Below are 19,323 nucleotides of genomic sequence, written 5' to 3' on the forward strand. Positions count from 1 at the left end.
AACTTGTGAGGTTCATGTGGCGGGAGTTAAACAGTGTTCCTCTTTTGATCACTTTGGGGGGACACACATGCGCACCCCGCGCCCACTCGTCATCGCGATGGCCTTTCTGATGGCCATCGTGACCGCTGGCGAACAAGGCGCCTTGGCTGCGGAGCGAGGGAGCCCACCTCCCGCCCTCCGCAGCCTCGACGCACCGCAGCAATACACGGAGTCCGCCGCACATCGCGATTCCCGCGCGCCCGCGTCCGCCACGGACGCTCCGGCGTCCGGCGGCCATGGCGAACTCCGAGCCCCTGGAGAGTTGCCGGCCGAGCCTCACATCGTCGACGCTGAGTTGGCGCCGGCGAAGCAGCCGGTAATGGGCAAGGCCAGTACCGCAACCGTAGCCTCCCCCTCGCGAGTCAGCGGGTTCGACCGGGCCCGGAGCAAGGAGCTCCTTCGCGAGCGCAAGGCCAGAAGTCGGACGTTTCTGAATCCGGATGGCACGCGCACGACACAGCTGTACGACGAACCCGTCAACTTCCGCAGTCGTAACGGCGATTGGAGCGCGATCGACACCACGCTCGTTCGGGCTTCCGGAATGCAGACGATGAGCGAGGGCGACAGCTGGTCTCCCCTCGCCGTGGAATCAGGGCTCGCGTTCGCCGAGTACGCGGACGCAAGTCCCCTTGTCCTCATGGAAACGGGTGACAGCGAGTCCGTCGGATACGCGCTGGAAGATGCGGCCCGGTCTCGGGGCGAGGTCGCTGGAAGCACCATCACCTATCGCGACATTCGCGAAGGAGCGGATCTCGAACTGGTGTCTGGCAGCACATCGGTCAAGGAGACCCTCGTGCTGCACAGCCCTCAGGCACCGACAGAGTGGCGTTTCCCCCTCACCCTGCAAGGCCTCACCGCTCGCATCAGCGGAACCGGTGTCAGCTTCGTCGACGGCGCGGGGCAGCAGCGTGCCTGGATCCCCCCGGGCTGGATGGAGGACTCCCACCAGTCCGAGAGCTCCAACGAGGGGGCTGTCTCATCGGGAGTCCGCTTCGGCTTGGCCGAGGACGGGGACCGCCAGACTCTTGTCGTCACGCTGGACAAGGCCTGGCTCAACGCTCCTGAACGCGTCTTTCCCGTCCGCGTCGACCCCTCCGTGGTCGGTATCAGTTCCACGTCCGGCACCTACGTGGAGTACCCCTACAACCAGAACTTCTCGGCGGACACGGTTCTCAAGGTCGGCACATACAACGGCGGCGGCAGCAAGGCTGCGAGTTTCCTACGTTTTGCCGGATTGGAGACGACCCTCAAGAACGCGTGGGTTCTCAACACGAATCTGAATCTGTACAACTCGTGGTCGTACTCGTGCAACCCCCGTCCGGTCACCATTCACCAGATCACCTCCAACTGGTCGGAGAGCACCACCGAGAACTACCCCGGCCCGCCGACCGGAGCGTCACTCGTGTCCAAGAGCTTCGCCCACGGCTGGAGGCCTGCCGGCACGGAGACCTGGGCCTGTGGCGGGGCCTGGGAGTCGCTTCAGCTCGGCGCTGCCGGACGCAAGCTGGTGGATGACTGGACGCACGGGCGGCAGAAGAACTACGGACTGGCCGTCAAGGCGTCGACCTCCGACTCGATGGCCTGGAAGGAGTTCGGTTCGGACGACTACCCCAACGGGAAGCCGCGGCTGGATGTCACCTGGACCAAGTACGGCGCGACCTACAAGGTGGGAGGGTTCGTCACGCCAGTAACGGCCACAGCCGAAGGCACCATCAAGGTCACCGTCACCAATCAAGGACAGCAGACCTGGGTCAAGGGGGGAAGCTACAAACTCGGCTACAGCCTGTTCGACTCCGCCGGCAAGGCGATTTCCGACACCGCCAAGATCCGCTGGACGCCGATGCCGGTGGACGTACCGCCCGGTGGCAGCGTGACGCTCGACGCGAAGATAGCCCCGCTCGCTCCCGCGACCTACACGCTGCAGTGGTCGATGGAAGAGTACGGTGTCCGCAAGTTCACCGCCGAGGGCGTCCCCGGTGTCGCGATCAAGTTCTCCGCCGTCAACGTCCCTCCGCAGCTGACCCGCGAATCACCCTCCAGCGGAGCCGTATTCAACTCCCTCACGCCCACCCTGTGGGCCGAGGGGAAGGATGCCGACCACTTTCCCGGGAGTGCTCTTCAGTACACGTTCGAGGTCTGCGAGGTCGACGGAAAGGACACTCGTAAGAACTGCAGGTCCGGCGTACGAGGCACGGCCCGACAATGGGCGGTCCCTGCCGGCTGGATTTCCTGGAACAAGAACTACGCCTGGTATTCGTATGTGTGGGACGGTCAAGGCACATCCGCCAGGCCGTACCCCGCACTGTTCACCACTCAGGTACCGCAGCCGGCTCTGACGAGTCACCTCGGTGGAGACGGGGGGCGCGAATTCACCTCGCTCACCGGCAACTACTCAACCGTCGCCAGTGACGCCTCCATAGCCACCGTCGGACCGGAACTGTCCGTCAAGCGCACCTATAACGCGCTCGACCCACGTCAGGACACCCTCTTCGGCGCAGGATGGTCCACCCCATGGGACATGCGCATGCAGGTGGAGGGGTACGGACAATCAGTCCTCCTCACCCTGGGCAACGGCTCGCGCGTTCGGTTCTCGGGCAACCCCGGCGGCGGATACGCCGGCCCCCTCGGCAGCGGAATGACGTTCAGCAAGGACGGCGAGACCGAGTTCAGCGGCTGGACCCTCCGCGACCGTAGCGGCACCACGTACTCGTTCAGCTACGACCACTTGCTGCGGTCGATCAGGGACAGCGCTGGACGCGAGCAGCACCTCCAGTACGGCCACGACAACGACGGACCCCTGAGCGGGGTGATCGACATGCTCTCCGGCAGGCGTCTGAACTTCGCTTGGAACGGCAGCCACGTCACAAGCGTGACGACTAGCGCGATCGACGCCGCCACCCCCGGCTACACGTGGTCGTACACCTATGCCGGCGACCAACTCACCAAGGTCTGTCCGCCCACCTCCGCCACTGCCTGCACGACCTACGAATACGAGGCGGGGTCCGCCTACCGAAGTCTGGTCCTCGATGAGAACCCGGTTTCCTACTGGCGGCTGGGGGAATCCGAAGGATCGACCGGCATCAGCGAGGCGGCGTCCACCAACGGCAGGGAGGAGATCCTTCACCGCGATGTGACGCTCGGTCAGCCCGGCGCCCTCGCGGGGACGACGGACACGGCGGCCGCCTTCGACGGCAGCGACTCCTCGACCGTTCTCCCCGAGACCGCGCTGCAGGCCTCGACCTTCCTCTCGCTCGAACTGTGGTTCAAGACCACGTCCCCTGGCGTACTCGTCGGATTCCAGGGTGGTGAACTGGAAGACGGCACACCGAACTACTACAGTCCGCTGGCCATCGACACGGCCGGAAAGCTGAGAGGTCAGTTCGAGATGACCGGCAAGCCGGTGACGCCGATGGTGACCCCCACCGCCGTCACGGACGGCAAGTGGCACCACGTGGTCCTGACGGGCGCGGGAACGGAGCAGACCCTCTATCTGGACGGAGAGTCCGTCGGCTCGCTGACCGGGCCCATCGACCACCACGAGAAGATCAATGCCTACCTCGGCGCCGGCTTCTCGTCCTCCGCTTGGGACGGCAATGCGACTCGGGCGGTGCGGCGTCTCGACGGGCAGCTCGACGAGGTAGCCCTCTACCACCACGCACTGGACGGGGCGACCGTCGCGGAGCACTACGCAGCGCGTGTGCAGACCCCCCGCATGACCAAGGTGACGAAGCCGTCGGGTCGCGTACACGCCCGCATCACCTACGACCCCCGCACCGGCCGTGTCACCCAGACCACCGACTACAACGGCGGCACATGGAAGGTCTCCGCTCCTTCCTATTCCTCTGCCTCGTCGTTGTACGCCGCCGCCGTGAAGGTCTCCCGGCCACTCAGCTACTGGCGCCTCGGCGAGCGCACTGGCGTCGAGGCGTTCAGCTCCGTGGGGGAGGGCATGGACGGCGCGTACATGGACGGATCCCACCTCGGAAGTCCAGGAGCCTTCGCCGACGGAGACGACACCTCCGCCACCTTCGACGGCACGGTCGACGCCGCGGTCGAGGTTCCGAAGGAGGCTCTCGGCACGACCACCTCGCCCTCCATCGAGCTCTGGTTCAAAACGACACACCCCGGCGTCCTCGTCTCGATGCAGAACACGCCTCTCGGAACCCAGCCGACCGACTATCGACCGATGCTGAACGTCGATGCGGCCGGCAAGCTGCGGGGACAGCTCGTCGGCGGCCCGGTCATCATGACCTCCGCCGACACCGTCACCGACGACAAGTGGCACCATGCGGTCCTGACCGGCGGGAAGGGCGCTCAAGCTCTGTACCTCGACGGCGTCCAGGTGGGCCTCTCCCAGGTCGATCCCGATCTCAAGCGGCTGCCGCACATGTACATCGGAGGGGGATGGTCCGCGAGCGGATGGGACGGCGCATCTGCGGGTGAACGCAACTTCGACGGTCAGATCGACGAGGTGGCCTTCTACGACAAGTCGCTCGTGACCTTCATGCAGTTGACCCCTGACTACGTGATGACCCTCCCTGATCACTTCGCCGGTGGTCACACCGTGGGACGGCACTTCCGCGCCCGCAGCGGCCTCGTCCAAGGCAACGCCGAGCAGTACCGGGACAGTGTCATGAGTGACGCTCCCGCCGCCTACTGGCGCTTCGACGAGGAAGAGGGAACGACGCTTTCCAGTGGTGTGGCGGTCAATCCAGGCAGCGCGACGTTCCAGGACACCGCGGGCACGAACGAGACGTCAGGCCGTGTCGGCTGGCCGGGGGGTGTCTTCGGTCCTTCCTCCGGCAACGCCGTCCAGTTCCAGGGCAAGACGTCCGTGCAGATACCGGGTTCCCTGCTCGGAGGCGCTCCCGACCTGGCCGTAGAAATGTGGTTCAGGACCGCGACGCGCGGCGTGCTGCTCGGCGCCCAGAGCACCGCTGTCGGTACGACACCGGCATCGTGGCGTCCGATACTCAACATCGATCAGGCCGGAAAACTCCGGGGCGAGTTCTGGCTCACGGGCACCCTCCAAGCCACGCCCATCGTCTCACCGCAGGTCGTGACGGACGACGAATGGCATCACGTCGTGTTGTCGGCGGCCGGCACCACCCAGTCCCTCTATCTCGACGGCGTTCTCGTCGGGACGCTCACGGGCACCCGAGCCGATCAGCGGATGTCGTTCGCCTATCTCGGTGCGGGTTACGCAGGCCAGAGCTGGATGGGAGTCACCGAGGGCACCTACTACCTCACCGGCGGCATCGACGAACCCGCGGTCTACCAGCATGCGCTGACCGAGCAGCAGGTGAAGGCGCACTACCGTGCCAAGACCGACTCGGCGAGTACCTCACTGCGCGCTACCGTCGCGGTCACGAACCCGGAAAACGACACTACGTCGACGACGTACGACTCCCTGCGTGGCAACCGCAAGGTGTCCGAAACGGATGCCGAAGGTGGAGTCACCCACTACGGGTACGACAGCGGTGGCTTCCTGAACACCGTGACGGACCCCAACGGAAACAAAGTGATCACGGGGCATGATGCCCGTGGAAACAATGTCTCTCGTACGACGTGCCGGGACGCGGACTCGTGCTGGACGGCGTTCACCGAGTACTACCTCAACGCCTCAGACCCTCTCGACCCCCGCAACGACAAGCCGGTGGCGGTCCGGGATGCGCGCTCCGCGCATCCGGCCGACAACCGCTACCGCACGACGACGACATACACCTCCAAGGGACTTCCCGCGACGACAACGCTGGCCGACGGGCGGATACGGAGCAGGACCTACACCGCCGGCACCGAAGCCGCGGTGGGAGGCGGAACCGTCCCCGCGGGCCTCACGGCCAGTGAGAAGACGCCGGCCGGTGCGACCACGGTGTACGCCTACCGCTCCAACGGCGACCTGGCACAGATCACGTCTCCCAGCGGCTTGATCACGAAGTTCACCTTTGACGGTCTTGGCCGAAAGACAGCCGAGACGCAGGTGTCCGACACCTTCCCGGGCGGCATCACCACCACCTATGCCTACGACGCCATGTCGCGGACGACGGCCGAGACCGGCGCGACCGTCACCAACGAAGTGACCGGCGCCTCTCATGCGCCACGGGTGAGCAAAACCTACGACGACGACGGTTTGCTGCTCACGGAGACCCATGAAGACGTCACCGGCAACGACCGGAAGCGGGTCACGACCTACGAGTACAACAGCTACGGGCTCAACACCGTCATCACCGATGCGACGAGCCGACGTTTCCGTTTCTACTTCGACGGTCTCGGGCGCGTCAGTTCGTTCGTCAACCCGATGAACGATTTCTACTTCTACTCGTACACTCCCAACGGACAACATCACGAAACCACCCTGTCCGGCTGGAAGGGCGATTCGGAAGATTCCGGACTTCTCGTATTGGCGTCCTACGCCTACGACCCGGCAGGGCGGCTGGCATCGACCACGGACGCGATGGGGGCCACCACATCGTTCACGTACTTCGACGACGGCCTGCCGGCCACGACGACGGCTCGAGAAGTGACGCAGCCCGACGGGACGAAGCGTGACATCGTTCTCGAGTCTCGCCAGTACGACGGTGCGGGTCACCTGACGCAGAGCGTCAGCAACGGCGGTCTGACCACCGTGAACCACACCGTGGACGCGACGGGCCGGATCACGCGCAGCGTGTTGGACCCCACCGGTCTGAATCGGGTCACCACTTTCGGCTACGACAATGACGACCGGGTGACCCAGCAGTCCCGCACCGTCGACGCTTCCGGCCGCAAGGTCGTCCAGTCCACCGCATACGACGAGGCGGGCAATCCCCGTACCTCGACCGTCACCGACGACACCACCACCAGCACCACGACCAGGAGCTACGACGATCGCGGGCTGCCCGTCTCCGTTGTCAGCGCACGCGGCAACGTCGCCGGAGCCGACCCCGCCTCGTTCACCACGATGCTCCGCTATGACGCGCTGGGCAGACAGGTCGAGCAGATCGCCCCTCCCGTCACAGCTGAGGAGGGCGGCGGGACGCCGCAGGTGGTTCGGCCGAGGACCCTCACGGGCTACAACACCTTCGGAGAGGTGACCCAGACCAAGGACCCTCGGGGTGGGGTGACCGACGTCCAGGTCGATGACCTGGGTCGAACCACCTCCGTCGCCCTCCCTGACTACGTCCCCGTCGGCGGCAGCGTCATCAAGGCGGTGACCCGAACCCAGTACGACGATGCGGGCCGGATCTCTGCCACCACGGATCCACTCGGCCGTACCACCCGTTTCGGTTACGACCAGCTGGGTCATCTCACGCTGAAGACGGATCCCGTGGTGACCAGCGGCTCCCTCCCCACACTCGCCGAGAGCCAGTTCCAGGCACTCGGTTCGGGGGAAACCGCCCTGGACGGCGGGGGGATCACCCGCTACTCGTGGACTCCGACCGGACTCCCCCTGTCGAGCACCGACCCCACGGGGGCGAGGCGTGAATCCACGTACGACGAGCTCGGCCGCAAGGTGACGGACACCGTGGTCGAGCGCCGCCCCACGCTCCAGAACCTGACGACCCGCTTCCGTTGGGACGACGCAGGAAATCAGATCGGTCTGACAACTCCAGCGGGTCGCGCCACAAGCGGAACCTACAACGCGGCGGGCGAACTCACGTCCGTCACCGACTCCCTCGGGGGCACCGCCCGCTACGGCTACGACGGTCTCGGACGGCTGGTCGAGGACACTGATCCGACCAGCCGCCGAACGACGTACCGCCACGACGCCTTGGGCAACGTCACGGAGTCGAGCGACTACGGCACCGGGAACACCCCTCTGCGATCGACCTCCGCGGAATTCGATGCGGACGGCAATCGCGTCGCTGTGACCTCGGCAAACCAGGCGCGTACCACGTACACCTTCGACGCACTGGGCCGGCTCACCGAGCAGCGCGAGCCGGTCGACGGCTCCCAGTCGATCACCACGTCCTTCGGCTACGACGTCGCGGGGAACCGGACTCGGCTGTCCGACGGTCGGGGCAACTCCACGGTGTACACCTACACGCCCTGGAATCTCCCGGAGTCCACGATCGAGCCGGCCACCGAGGCCCATCCGTCGGCGAGTGACAGGACCTGGACCACCGTCTACGACGCGGTCGGCCAGGACATCGCCGAACTCATGCCCGGTGGTGTCAGACGTGATCGTGTACGCGACTCGCTCGGACGTCTCGTCAGGGAAAGCGGGACGGGCAGCGAGGCGTCGACCTCCGAACGCCGACTCGAGTACGACCTGGCAGGTCGGCTCACAGCCGTGGGCGCGGAAGACACAGCGTCATCGAACACGTACACGTACAACGACCGAGGTCTGCTCATATCGGCGAACGGCCCAGGCGGCGAATCGTCCTACGCGTACGACGCCGACGGGAACATGACCTCACGTGCGACGGCAGGAGGCACCGCCTCCTACGGCTACGACAAGGCGGGCAGGCTGGACTGGACTTGGGACTCACTGACAGGCGGCGACATCTGGTACGACTTCGACGCTGCCGGACGCCCCACCCTTGAGCGCTACGCGACGAAACCCGAGGGCGCCACGGGGTTCACCGAAAGCGCCCGTCGGACTTTCGGGTACGACGCCCTGGGCCGGCTCACGACCGACCGGATCACCGATCCCGCTCAGCGCTCGGAGATCGCTTCGACGAGCTACGAGTTCGATCTGGAAGACCGGCTGACCAAGAAGTCCGTCAAGGGGGCATCCGGAGCGGCGGAAAACGCCTACGGTTACGACCGCTCGGGACGGATGACCTCATGGTCGAGGAACGGAACGACCACCGCCTACCAATGGGACGCCGCGGGCAACCGCGTCAAGGCAGGAGACGCCGTATCCGTCTATGACGCCCGCAATCGACTCATGACGGACGGGTCCTCCACTTACACGTACACGCCACGAGGCACGCTCTCCGGGGTTGCGGCGGAAGGTGCCACCCGCACGCTGTCCTTCGACGCGTTCGAGCGCAAGGTGGCTGACGGCTCCTCGGTTCTCTCGTACGACTCCCTGGACCGTGTGCAGAGGGCTGATCGGAGTGTCCTCACCTATGACGGGACGTCCAATGACGTGACCAGTGATGGCACGAACCGGTACACCCGCGACCCTGAGGGCTCTCTTCAGGCTGTGAAGTCCGGCACGTCGGCGCGATGGGCGGTCACCGACCGTCACACCGACCTGGTGGCGACCCTCTCCCCCGATGGCGGGACCGTTCTGGGCTCCACGGCCTACTCGCCGTTCGGTGAAGTGACGGCGACGGCGGGCATCGGCGCTTCCCTGGGTTTCCAGTCGGGCTGGACCGACCCCGCGTCGGGCGACGTCAACATGGCATCGCGCTGGTATCGGCCGGCCTCGGGCGGCTTCGTCTCCCGGGACACATGGCAGCTGTCCCCGGTGCCGTCGATCCAGGCGAATCGATACCTCTACGGGCACGGTCAGCCGCTGAACGGCACGGACCCGAGCGGACACTGCTTCTGGGACGTCTGTGTGGGTGAGGGCTACCTCCTTGCCGCCGGCACTGCACTCCTCGCGGGCTACGCGTCGTACCAGCTGCAACAGGTGGACACGTCGGACTGGTCGTTCGACTGGTCCTGGTCGGACTCCACCTCCACGACCTTCTCGTACTCGGGAACCAGCACGCTGTCCGGTTCGGCGACGGGCCTGTCCGGAGCACTGAGGGCGCAGGCGGCCGGTCTGCGAACCGGGGGGAGCAGTTCGACCGGGGGCTCGTCCTCCAGCGCCGGCTGGTACCCGGCTGCAGCCGCGGGCGGTGGCGCCCTCGCGCAGGTGGTGGTGCGCCCGCCGAAGCCTCCCATCGACCAGAACCCGAACGACGGCGCACACCCGAAGCCGGCCCCGACTCTCAAGCCGCCGAAGATCGACTGGGGTGGGCTCAGGAACAACGGGTGGAAGCCCGGAGACGGCTGGAACATCGTCTTCGGTGCCGTGCAACTGCTGCAGCTCGTCGACAACGGAGAGCAGTTCGTCCCTGATGCACTGGACAGGTTCGAAACCGCACCTGGTCAGGGCACGGGACGGCCTCAGAACACGGACGACGACAGCGAGGACTGCACGGAGCACCTCCGCAAGACCAGGCCCCAACGAGGCCTGTCAGGACCCGTCTGCTTCCGCGCACCCGCCGGTGCGACCCCGGCGCAGATCGAAGAACTGAGGGACCACGTGGCGGCGCTCAACGCGGTGCCGCAGTACTGGTCGCCCAAGGGAAGGGTCTCTCCTCGGGGGGAGCCGATGGGCGTGAAGCCCAATGGCTCGGTCATCACGCTGGAGGAGGTCGCGGAGAAGTACAAGGATCTCCACATCGGAAGCGTGAAGGGGACCCCCTACGAGTACCGCGGCAACGTGGCGGGACACCTGCCGGACACCACGTGGTCGGGCAAGGCGAGTCCGTTCTGCTGGCATCAGCAGGACGGCGCTGTGAACAGCCTTGTGGGTGCCTATGCAAACAAGTATCTGCAAGGCTATCGACCCACCGGGTTCTACTACGCCGGCGTAAGAAATTCCCCTGGCACTTATACGACGGAGCGGGTGTCCGGTTCGGTCTCCAGGGGACCGTACGGAATCTGCCAGATACAACGGCCTTGACGAACAGCGGGAGCAAAGAATGACCATGCGTGATGTGGTGGCCGACTTGACGGCACTGAGAATCCGGGAGTACCTGGCCGATTCCCCCATCGGCTCCTCGCCGCTGCCGTCACTCCGTCCACCGGCCACTCCGGAGCAGATCGCCGCTCTGGCCGAGCGTGCCGCTCAGCCCCTTGAGCCGCGATACGAGGAGTTCCTCCTCCTCTCGGACGGCATGGAGGGGTTCTATCTCAACCTCTCCGTCCTGGGCTGTAGCGATTGGTTCGACAGGCCTTCGTCTCGTGCGGGCCGGGCGCTGGCCCTGTTGCGCGTCGTCGACGACGCGGAGTTCCTCCAGGATGTCGGACTTCCTGCGTCGTCCTCGCTCTTCCCCGTGGCCGTCACACCGGAAGGCGACCAGGCGATCTTTCTGGTCGACTCGAAGGGGGCGGCACCGGAGAGGTTCTGGTGGACGGGTGGAGGAGACAGCTCGTTCTTCGGTGATTTCGCCGATCTCCTTCGGTGGGCGACGGACAACCGCAGCTACGAGCCTCGGGAATCCGTGGACTGACGCCTCCGGCGCATGAGGGCACGTGAAGGGCCCCGCACCCCCTCGGGGGGGTGCGGGGCCCTTCGCGCGCGTGCGGACGTCAGCGGCCGCTCTCGACCACCAGGCTCGACGCGAAGGGGTCCTCGTCGTAGGAGTCGTCGAAGGACGAGGAGTCCTGGGAGATCGCCCAGATCATGAAGCCCAGGAAGACGGCGCTGACCAGGATGCCGATCGAGCCGAGGATGACGCCGGCCAGCGCCATGCCCCGGTTGGTCGCCTCGCCCCGGCCCGCCTTCTTCATGCCGATGATGCCGAAGATCAGCGCCAGGATGCCGAGGATCACCCCCAGTCCGTACATGCAGAAGCCCGCGACCGAGATGATGCCGAGCACCATCGCCGTCGTGCCCATGCCGTTGGACGGGGGCTGCGCCCAACCGGGCTGCCCCGACTGGGCGTATCCCGGATACCCGGGGTAGCCGTACCCCGGGGCGGTCGGCGGGGTCGTGGCCGCCGTCGGGTAGCCGTAGCCGCCGGACGTGGCCGCCGGATAGCCGTACCCCGGCGTGGCCGCCGGGCCGCCGGGAGCGACCGGGGGCGGCGGGACGTCTCCGCCCGGCGCGGCCGGGAAGGACGTCATGGTCGGCTGGTCGTGCACCGGCGAGGGCGACGGCGTCGCCGGCTTGCTCAGTTCCACCCCGTCGCGGTTCGGCGGAGCCCAGGGGTCCGTCGGGTCGTAACCGCCCTGCGACTGGTCTCGGTTGTCAGACATGGGCCTCCCCCATCATGGTCACGCCATGTTACGACCTCACCCCTGCGGGGGAACCGCCCGGCCTACGATGACCCGATGACCGATCTCCACCCCTTCATCGCCGGCCTCCCCAAAGCCGAGCTGCACGTCCACCACGTCGGCTCCGCCTCCCCCCGGATCGTCGCCGAGCTCGCCGCCCGGCACCCGGACTCCAAGGTCCCCACGGACCCGGAGGCCCTCACCGACTACTTCACGTTCACGGACTTCGCGCACTTCATCGACGTCTACCTGTCGGTCGTCGACCTGGTCCGCACGCCCGAGGACGTCCGGCTGCTGACCTTCGAGATCGCCCGTGACATGGCCCGGCAGAACATCCGCTACGCCGAGCTGACCATCACCCCGTACTCCTCCACCCGCCGCGGCATCGACGAGCGCGCCTTCATGGCGGCGATCGAGGACGCCCGCAAGGCCGCCGAGGCCGAGTTCGGCACGATCCTGCGTTGGTGCTTCGACATCCCCGGCGAGGCCGGCCTCGTCGCCGCCGAGGAGACCGCGCGGCTCGCCACCACCGACGGGCTGCGCCCGGAGGGCCTGGTCTCCTTCGGTCTCGGCGGCCCGGAGATCGGTGTGCCGCGCCCGCAGTTCAAGCCGTACTTCGACCTGGCCCGCGCGGCCGGCCTGCACTCCGTCCCGCACGCGGGCGAGACGACCGGGCCCGAGACCGTCTGGGACGCGATCCGCGAGCTGGGCGCCGAGCGCATCGGCCACGGCACCAGCTCCGCCCAGGACCCCGAACTGCTCGCGTACCTCGCCGAGCACCGCATCGCCCTGGAGGTCTGCCCGACGTCGAACATCGCGACCCGGGCCGTCGCCACCCTGGAGGAGCACCCGATCCGGCAGTTCGTCGACGCCGGCGTCCTCGTCACGATCAACAGCGACGACCCGCCGATGTTCGGCACGGACCTCAACACCGAGTACGCCGTCGCCGCCCGTCTCCTCGGCCTCGACGAGCGCGGTGTCGCCGCCCTCGCCAAGAACGCGGTGGAGGCCTCGTTCCTCGACGCGGCCGGCAAGGCCCGGATCGCCGCCGAGATCGACACGTACACGAACGACTGGCTGGCGCGCTGACGGCGACGAGAATGGGGCCATGCGCTCCGTCACTGTCGTAGGCCATCGCGGCGATCCGTACCGCGTCCGCGAGAACACGCTCCCCTCGATCGCCTCGGCGATCGAGCGGGGGGCGGACGCCGTCGAGGTCGACGTCCGGCTGACGAAGGACGGGGTGCCCGTCCTGCTCCACGACGACACCCTGAAGCGCCTGTGGGGCCACGACCGGCCGCTCGCCGGCCTCACGCACGAGCGGCTGCGCGAGCTGACGCGCGGCGAGGTGCCGACCCTCCGCGACGCGCTGCTCGTCGCCGGGGACCGCCGGCTGATGCTGGACCTGCCGGGCGGGAACGAGGACTCGGTCCGCCGGATCGTCGGCACGGTCCGCGAGTGCGAGGCCGGGGAGCGCGTCTACTACTGCGCGGGCGCCGTCGCCATGCTCCAGGTGCGGGCCGCCGACCCGGCCGCCGAGATCGCCCTGACCTGGACCACGCTCGCCCCGCCCCGGCCGGTGCTGCTCGACGCCGTGCGGCCGCGGTGGCTCAACTACCGTTTCGGTCTGGTGAGCCGGGAGCTGACCGAGCGGGTCCACCGGGACGGGCTGCTCGTCTCGACCTGGACGGCGGACACCGCGCGCACCATGCGTAAGCTGATCTTGACCGGGGTCGACGCGATCACCACGAATCGGGTCGACACCCTCGCCGCCCTGTTGCGAAAGGCCCGCGCGTGAACGACCGGATCAGGACCGACATCGCCCACAACGCCCGGGTGTGGAACTACTGGCTGGGCGGCAAGGACAACTATCCGGTGGACCGCGCGGTCGGCGACACCGTCACCGGCTTCTACCCGAGCATCGGCGAAGTGGCACGCGCTGACCGGGCGTTCCTCGGGCGGACGGTGACCCATCTGGTCGCCGAGGCGGGCGTCCGCCAGTTCCTGGACATCGGTACGGGGCTGCCGACCGCGGACAACACCCATGAGGTGGCGCAGCGGATCGCCCCCGACGCCCGGATCGTCTACGTCGACAACGACCCGATCGTCCTGGCGCACGCCCGCGCCCTCCTGACCGGCGCGCCGGAGGGCGTCACCGAGTACGTGGACGCCGACGCCCACGACCCGGAGCGGATCGTCGCGGCGGCCGCCGGGGCCCTGGACCTGTCCCGCCCGGTCGCGGTGATGATGCTCGGCATCCTCAACTTCGTCCTGGACACCGACGAGGCCCGGTCGATCGTGCGGACCCTGATGGCCGCCGTGCCCTCCGGCAGCCATCTGGTGATGACCCATCCGACGCTGGAGCCGGAGCTCGGCGGCGAGGGCAACAAGGCCGCGATGGCCTTCTGGAACGAGAACGCGACCCCGCCGATCACCGCCCGCACCCGGCAGGAGTTCGCCTCCTTCTTCGACGGCCTCGACCTCCTGGAGCCGGGCATCGTCTCCTGCTCGCGCTGGCGGCCCTCCTCCGAGGAGGCGCACGTGGTGGCGCAGTTCGGCGCGGTGGGCCGCAAGCCGTAATGGGCATACGGGGGGACGTACGCAGCGGGTGGGAGCGGGCGCGGACCTGGGGCGCGGCGAACCCGTGGGCGGTGGACACCGGGATCGCGCTGCTCGTGCAGGCGGCGATGACGATGCCGTTCGTGGTGCCGCGCGGGCCCGAGCTCGAACCGGCGACCTGGCCGGCGTACGGGCTGACGACGCTGACCGTGGTGCCGCTGGTCTGGCGGCGGCGCGCGCCGCTCGCCGTGCTGCTCGCGATCCTGGCGGCGAGCGCGCTGTACAAGCTGGCCCTGGAGGGCCCCGGGCAGCCGCTGCCGTACACCGGGCTCGTCGGCGTCTACACGATCGCCGCGCTGTCGCCGGCGTGGAAGCGGTTCACGACGGCGGGGCTCCTGGTGGTGGCGGTGCCGGCCTCCGTGTGGCTCAACACCCAGTCGGCGCGTGAACTCACCTTCTCCCTCTTCGTGTTCGGCGCCGCCTATGTCTTCGGGAGGCTCACGGACGCCCGGCAGCGGGCGCAGCGGGTGGAGGCCGAGCGGGCGGCGGCGCGGGAGCGGGCCAGGATCGCCCGGGAGATGCACGACGTCCTGTCGCACGCGGTGAGCCTGATGGTGGTGCAGGCGGAGGCGGGCCCGGTGGCGGTGCGGACCGCGCCGGAGCGCGCGGAGGCCGCGTTCGAGGCGATCTCGGAGACGGGCCGGGAGGCGATGGTCCAGCTGCGGCAGATGCTGGGACTGCTGCGGGAGGGCGGGGAGGCGGCGCCCCGCGAGCCCCAGCCGGACCTCGCCGACCTCCCGGGCCTCCTGGAGCGGGTGCGGGCCGGCGGTCTGACCGTCGGGTACACGACGGAGGGCGGGGTGCGGGCGCTGCCCGCGGCGACCGGCGCGAGCGTCTACCGGATCGTGCAGGAGGCGCTGACGAACGTGGTGAAGCACGCGCAGGCCCGTACGGTCGACGTCCGGCTCGCCCACGCCGACGGCGTCCTGCGGGTCACGGTGACCGACGACGGGCGCGGCCCGCAGGGCGGTCCGGGCGGGCACGGCCTGATGGGCGTCCGGGAGCGGGCCGCCGCGCACGGCGGGACGGCGGAGACGGGCCCGGGTCCCGGCGGCCGGGGTTTCGAGGTGCGGGTCCTGCTGCCCGTACAGGAGGGGAAGGGATGACGATCCGGGTGGTGGTCGCGGACGACCAGGAACTGGTGCGCAGCGGCTTCGCGATGATCCTGGACGCGCAGCCGGACATCGAGGTGGTGGCGGAGGCCGGGGACGGGGCGGAGGCCGTCGAGGCGGTGCGGCGGCTCGCGCCGGACGTGGCGCTGCTCGACATCCGGATGCCCCGGACGGACGGCATCGAGGCCTGCCGGGCGATCAGCGCGGAGTCCGGCTGCCGGACGGTGATGCTGACGACCTTCGACACCGACGCGTACGTGTACGAGGCGCTGCACGCGGGCGCGAGCGGTTTCCTCCTCAAGGACGTGCGGCGGGACGACCTCGTGCACGCCGTACGGGTGGTGGCGGCGGGCGACTCGTTGCTCGCGCCGTCCGTGGCGCGACGGCTCGTGGAGCAGTACACGTCGGGCGGACCGCGCAGGACCGATCCCCGGCTCGACGTCCTCACCGGGCGGGAGCGCGAGACCCTGCTGCTGCTCGCCCGGGGCCTGTCGAACGCGGAGATCGCGGCGGAGCTGGTGGTCAGCGACCACACGGTGAAGACGCACGTGGGCAACGTGCTGGCCAAGCTGGGGCTGCGGGACCGCATCCAGGCGGTGATCTGCGCGTACGAGACGGGTCTGGTCGCGGCGGGCTCTCCCCCGCCCGGGGGAGGCGGGGGCGGGGGTTCCTCCCCCGCGCCGGGGAGGAACTGACCCGGCGAAGACCGCCGGTGCGGGCGATCCGCCGGTCGCCGCCGGTCAGCAGGATGGAGCCATCGAGAACAACGGCTCACACCACCGGAGTTGACCATGCGGAAGTCCACCCGCGCCCTGCTCGCCGCCGCCCTGGTCCTGGGCGTCGCCGCCGGGCCCGCGCTCACCCCCGCCTTCGCCGCCACCTCCCCGGCCGTGACACGGACGTCCGGGCCGGACCTGAGCGCGGTCATCGCGGGCCTCCCCCGCGCCGACGCGACGGCCGCGCTGGTCCGGGTCGGCGGCACCGAGGGCTCCTGGCGGGGCAGCACGGGCGTGCACGACCTGGAGACGAACGCCCCGGCGGACCCGGCCGCCCGCTTCCGGGCCGGTTCGGTGACGAAGGTGTTCACGGCGGCGACCGTCCTCCAGCTGGCCGCGGAGGGCCGGATCGATCTGGACCGGCCGGCCCGCGCGTACCTCCCGGACCTGATCCCCGGCCGCTACGCCCGGGTGACCGTGCGTCAGCTCCTGAACCACACCCACGGCATCCCGGCCGCCGACATGCCGGGCGAGACGGTCGAGGAGTGGTACGCGAACCGCTTCGTCGTCCACAGCCCGGAGGAGATGGTCCGCTCGGCGACGGCGAAGCCGCGCGAGTTCCGGCCGGGCACGAGGCAGCACTACCTGAACATCGGGTACACGATCGCGGGCCTGATCGTGGAGCGGGTCACGGGCGACTCGTACGAGCACCAGGTGGAGCGGGGGATCCTGCGGCCGCTGGGGCTGCGCGACACGTACTTCCCGGGCGCGGACCCGGAGATCCGCGGCCCGTACAACCACGGCTACCAGACGATGAGGCTCGACGACGGCTCGACCGGGCTGCGTGACGTCTCGGTGTGGGGGACGACGGACGGCTGGGCGGCCGGGGACCTCGTCTCCACCACCGCGGACCTGGAGCGCTTCACCCGCGTCCTGTTCGCGGGCGGTGTGGTGCGCGGTCCGCTCCTGGAGGAGATGTTCACGCTCCCGAAGGTTCCCGACTTCAAGACCGGCGACCCGGCCGCGTACTCCGCCGGCCTGTCGATGAAGAAGCTCGGCGGCCGGGAGGTGTGGGGCAAGACGGGTGGCCGCTGGGGCTACAACGCGGCCATCGCCTCGACCCGCGACGGCGCCCGCACGCTCGTCTACAGCGTCAACTCCACGGACGCCAAGGGCCAGGACATGAACCCGACGGCCCTGCGCCTCATGCTGGCGACGTTCGGAGCGCCGTCGGAGTGAGCGCCTCAAGGCGCTTGATCATCCGGCGTACGTGGAGCAGCGGCAGGATGCCGATGACGCCGAAGGACATGTCGACGACCGACCACCAGAAGGGGATGTCCCGGATCGGTCCGCAGATCAGGGCCAGGGGGACGATGCCGACGCAGGCGATCATGCCGAACTCGATCACCCAGATGTTGCGGACCGGGTCGCGGTACAGGCCGTGGAAGGCGACCGCGATGACGAGGTGGGCGAAGGCCAGCCAGTCGGTGCCGTAGAGCAGGTACGGGGCCTGCGCGTCGGCGGCCGCGACTCCCTCCCGTACCCGGTGGATCCATTCGGCGAGGCCGGGGAGCAGGTCGGCCGCGGGCGAGGCCCAGCCGGCCAGTGCGGAGTCGAGGAGCCGGAGTTCGGTGACGAGCGGGAAGGCGGTGGCCCCGCTCAGGACCAGGCAGACGACGAAGACGATCAGCCAGACGCGGATGCGTGTGAGAAGGGCTCTCGGCCCGTTCGTGTCGCTCATGGGGTCAGCGTACGCCCCTCTTGAACGCGTTCAGAAGTCAGGGCGGTGTTTTTTGAGCGCGTTCAAGAGGAGGGGTCTCACAGCCCGACGATCGAGTTCCACCGCTTCGCGAACTCCTGGCGCTCCTCGGTGGTGATGTCCCGGGCGATGGCGAGCCGGCCGCTCATGTCGGCGTCCGGGAAGATCAGCGGGTCCTCGGCGAGCGCGACGAGCTCCTCGTCGCCGGAGTTCGCCAGGACGTCCTGGGCGGCCGGGACGGGACAGACGTAGTTGACCCAGGCGGCGAGTTCGGCGGCGACCTCGGGCTCGTAGTAGTAGTCGACGAGCTTCTCGGCGTTGGACTTGTGCCGGGCGAGGTTGGGCACCATGAGGGACTCGGCCCACAGTTCGGCGCCCTCCTCGGGGACGACGAACTCGATGTCCGGGTTGTCGGCCTGGAGCTGGATGACGTCGCCGGAGTACGCCTGGCAGGCGAGGACGTCGCCGGTGGACAGGTCCTTGATGTAGTCGTTCCCGGTGAAGCGCCGGATGTGCTTGTTCCGGACGAGTCCCTCGATCCGCTCGCACAGGGCGTGGAAGTCGTCGCCGGTCCACCGCGTCACGTCGACGCCCTCGCCCAGCATGAGCAGGGCGAAGGACTCGTCGAGCCCCGACAGCAGGGTGACCTTGCCCCGCAGGTCGTCGGCCCACAGCTCCTTGGTGGAGCGCAGTTCCCGGCCGAGCTTCCTCCGGTTGTACGCGATGCCGGTGATCCCGGACTGCCAGGGCACGCTGTGCAGCCGGCCGGGGTCGAAGGCGGGCTCGCGCAGCTGGGGGTTGAGGTGCTTCGCGACGTTCGGCTGGGCGGCGCGGTCCATCTCCTGGACCCAGCCGAGGCGGACGAAGCGGGCGGCCATCCAGTCGCTGACGACGATCAGGTCGCGGCCGGTCTCCTGGTGGTTCATCAGGGACGGGCTGATCTTGCCGAAGAACTCGTCGTTGTCGTTGATCTCCTCGGTGTACCGGACGGAGATCCCGGTCCGCTTCCGGAAGGCGTCCAGGGTGGGCCGCTTCGAGGTGTCGTCGTCGGTGTCGATGGGCCCGCTGGAGAAGGCCCAGTTCGCCAAAACCGGCCAGCTCCCACCCCCCTGGAGCGACCAGGTCCTCACCTCCGGCGTCTCCGCGGGCTTCG

The 19,323-nt window shown here is 68.6% G+C and carries 11 protein-coding genes; 8 read left to right on the forward strand and 3 right to left on the reverse strand.

What is annotated here, in order from left to right; genetic code table 11:
- Positions 1–67 precede the first annotated feature (67 nt).
- The gene (locus ABZ318_RS16650) at positions 68–10,648 is read left to right on the forward strand and encodes a LamG-like jellyroll fold domain-containing protein (protein ID WP_356903181.1); all 10,581 of its coding nucleotides are present in this window, start codon (positions 68–70) and stop codon (positions 10,646–10,648) included.
- A gap of 19 nt (positions 10,649–10,667) precedes the next feature.
- Positions 10,668–11,198 (forward strand): SMI1/KNR4 family protein, encoded by a 531-nt coding sequence (locus tag ABZ318_RS16655; RefSeq protein WP_356903182.1) that lies wholly within the window; start codon positions 10,668–10,670, stop codon positions 11,196–11,198.
- A 79-nt stretch (positions 11,199–11,277) separates the two neighbouring features.
- Here ABZ318_RS16655 and ABZ318_RS16660 read toward each other — a convergent pair whose 3' ends face one another.
- The gene (locus ABZ318_RS16660; protein ID WP_356903183.1) at positions 11,278–11,946 is read right to left on the reverse strand and encodes a DUF4190 domain-containing protein; all 669 of its coding nucleotides are present in this window, start codon (positions 11,944–11,946) and stop codon (positions 11,278–11,280) included.
- Between the two features lie 75 nt (positions 11,947–12,021).
- Here ABZ318_RS16660 and ABZ318_RS16665 point away from each other — a divergent pair, with 75 nt between their 5' ends.
- From ABZ318_RS16665 to ABZ318_RS16690, 6 genes are all read left to right on the forward strand, one after another.
- Entirely contained in the window at positions 12,022–13,053 is a 1,032-nt protein-coding gene (locus ABZ318_RS16665; RefSeq protein ID WP_356903184.1) for an adenosine deaminase, read from the forward strand.
- Between the two features lie 19 nt (positions 13,054–13,072).
- Entirely contained in the window at positions 13,073–13,762 is a 690-nt protein-coding gene (locus ABZ318_RS16670; protein WP_356903185.1) for a glycerophosphodiester phosphodiesterase, read from the forward strand.
- Positions 13,759–14,544 (forward strand): SAM-dependent methyltransferase, encoded by a 786-nt coding sequence (locus tag ABZ318_RS16675; RefSeq protein ID WP_356903186.1) that lies wholly within the window; start codon positions 13,759–13,761, stop codon positions 14,542–14,544. The genes ABZ318_RS16670 and ABZ318_RS16675 overlap by 4 nt, the downstream gene beginning before the upstream one ends.
- Positions 14,544–15,689, forward strand: coding sequence for a histidine kinase (locus ABZ318_RS16680; protein ID WP_356903187.1), 1,146 nt, complete (start codon positions 14,544–14,546; stop codon positions 15,687–15,689). Before ABZ318_RS16675 ends, ABZ318_RS16680 begins: the two co-directional genes overlap by 1 nt.
- Positions 15,686–16,390: a response regulator transcription factor gene (locus tag ABZ318_RS16685; protein WP_356903188.1), complete on the forward strand. Its 705-nt coding sequence runs from the start codon at positions 15,686–15,688 to the stop codon at positions 16,388–16,390. The genes ABZ318_RS16680 and ABZ318_RS16685 overlap by 4 nt, the downstream gene beginning before the upstream one ends.
- 96 nt (positions 16,391–16,486) lie before the next feature.
- Positions 16,487–17,650 (forward strand): serine hydrolase domain-containing protein, encoded by a 1,164-nt coding sequence (locus tag ABZ318_RS16690; RefSeq protein ID WP_356903189.1) that lies wholly within the window; start codon positions 16,487–16,489, stop codon positions 17,648–17,650.
- Here the strand turns inward: ABZ318_RS16690 and ABZ318_RS16695 are convergent.
- Positions 17,616–18,152, reverse strand: coding sequence for a hypothetical protein (locus tag ABZ318_RS16695; protein WP_356903190.1), 537 nt, complete (start codon positions 18,150–18,152; stop codon positions 17,616–17,618). The genes ABZ318_RS16690 and ABZ318_RS16695 overlap by 35 nt on opposite strands.
- Before the next feature lie 77 nt (positions 18,153–18,229).
- On the reverse strand, positions 18,230–19,258 hold the full coding sequence (locus ABZ318_RS16700) for a spermidine/putrescine ABC transporter substrate-binding protein (protein ID WP_356903192.1): 1,029 nt from the start codon (positions 19,256–19,258) through the stop codon (positions 18,230–18,232).
- Positions 19,259–19,323: the final 65 nt, after the last annotated feature.

Source organism: Streptomyces sp. NPDC006197 (genome assembly GCF_040613865.1).
GTDB lineage: Bacteria > Actinomycetota > Actinomycetes > Streptomycetales > Streptomycetaceae > Streptomyces.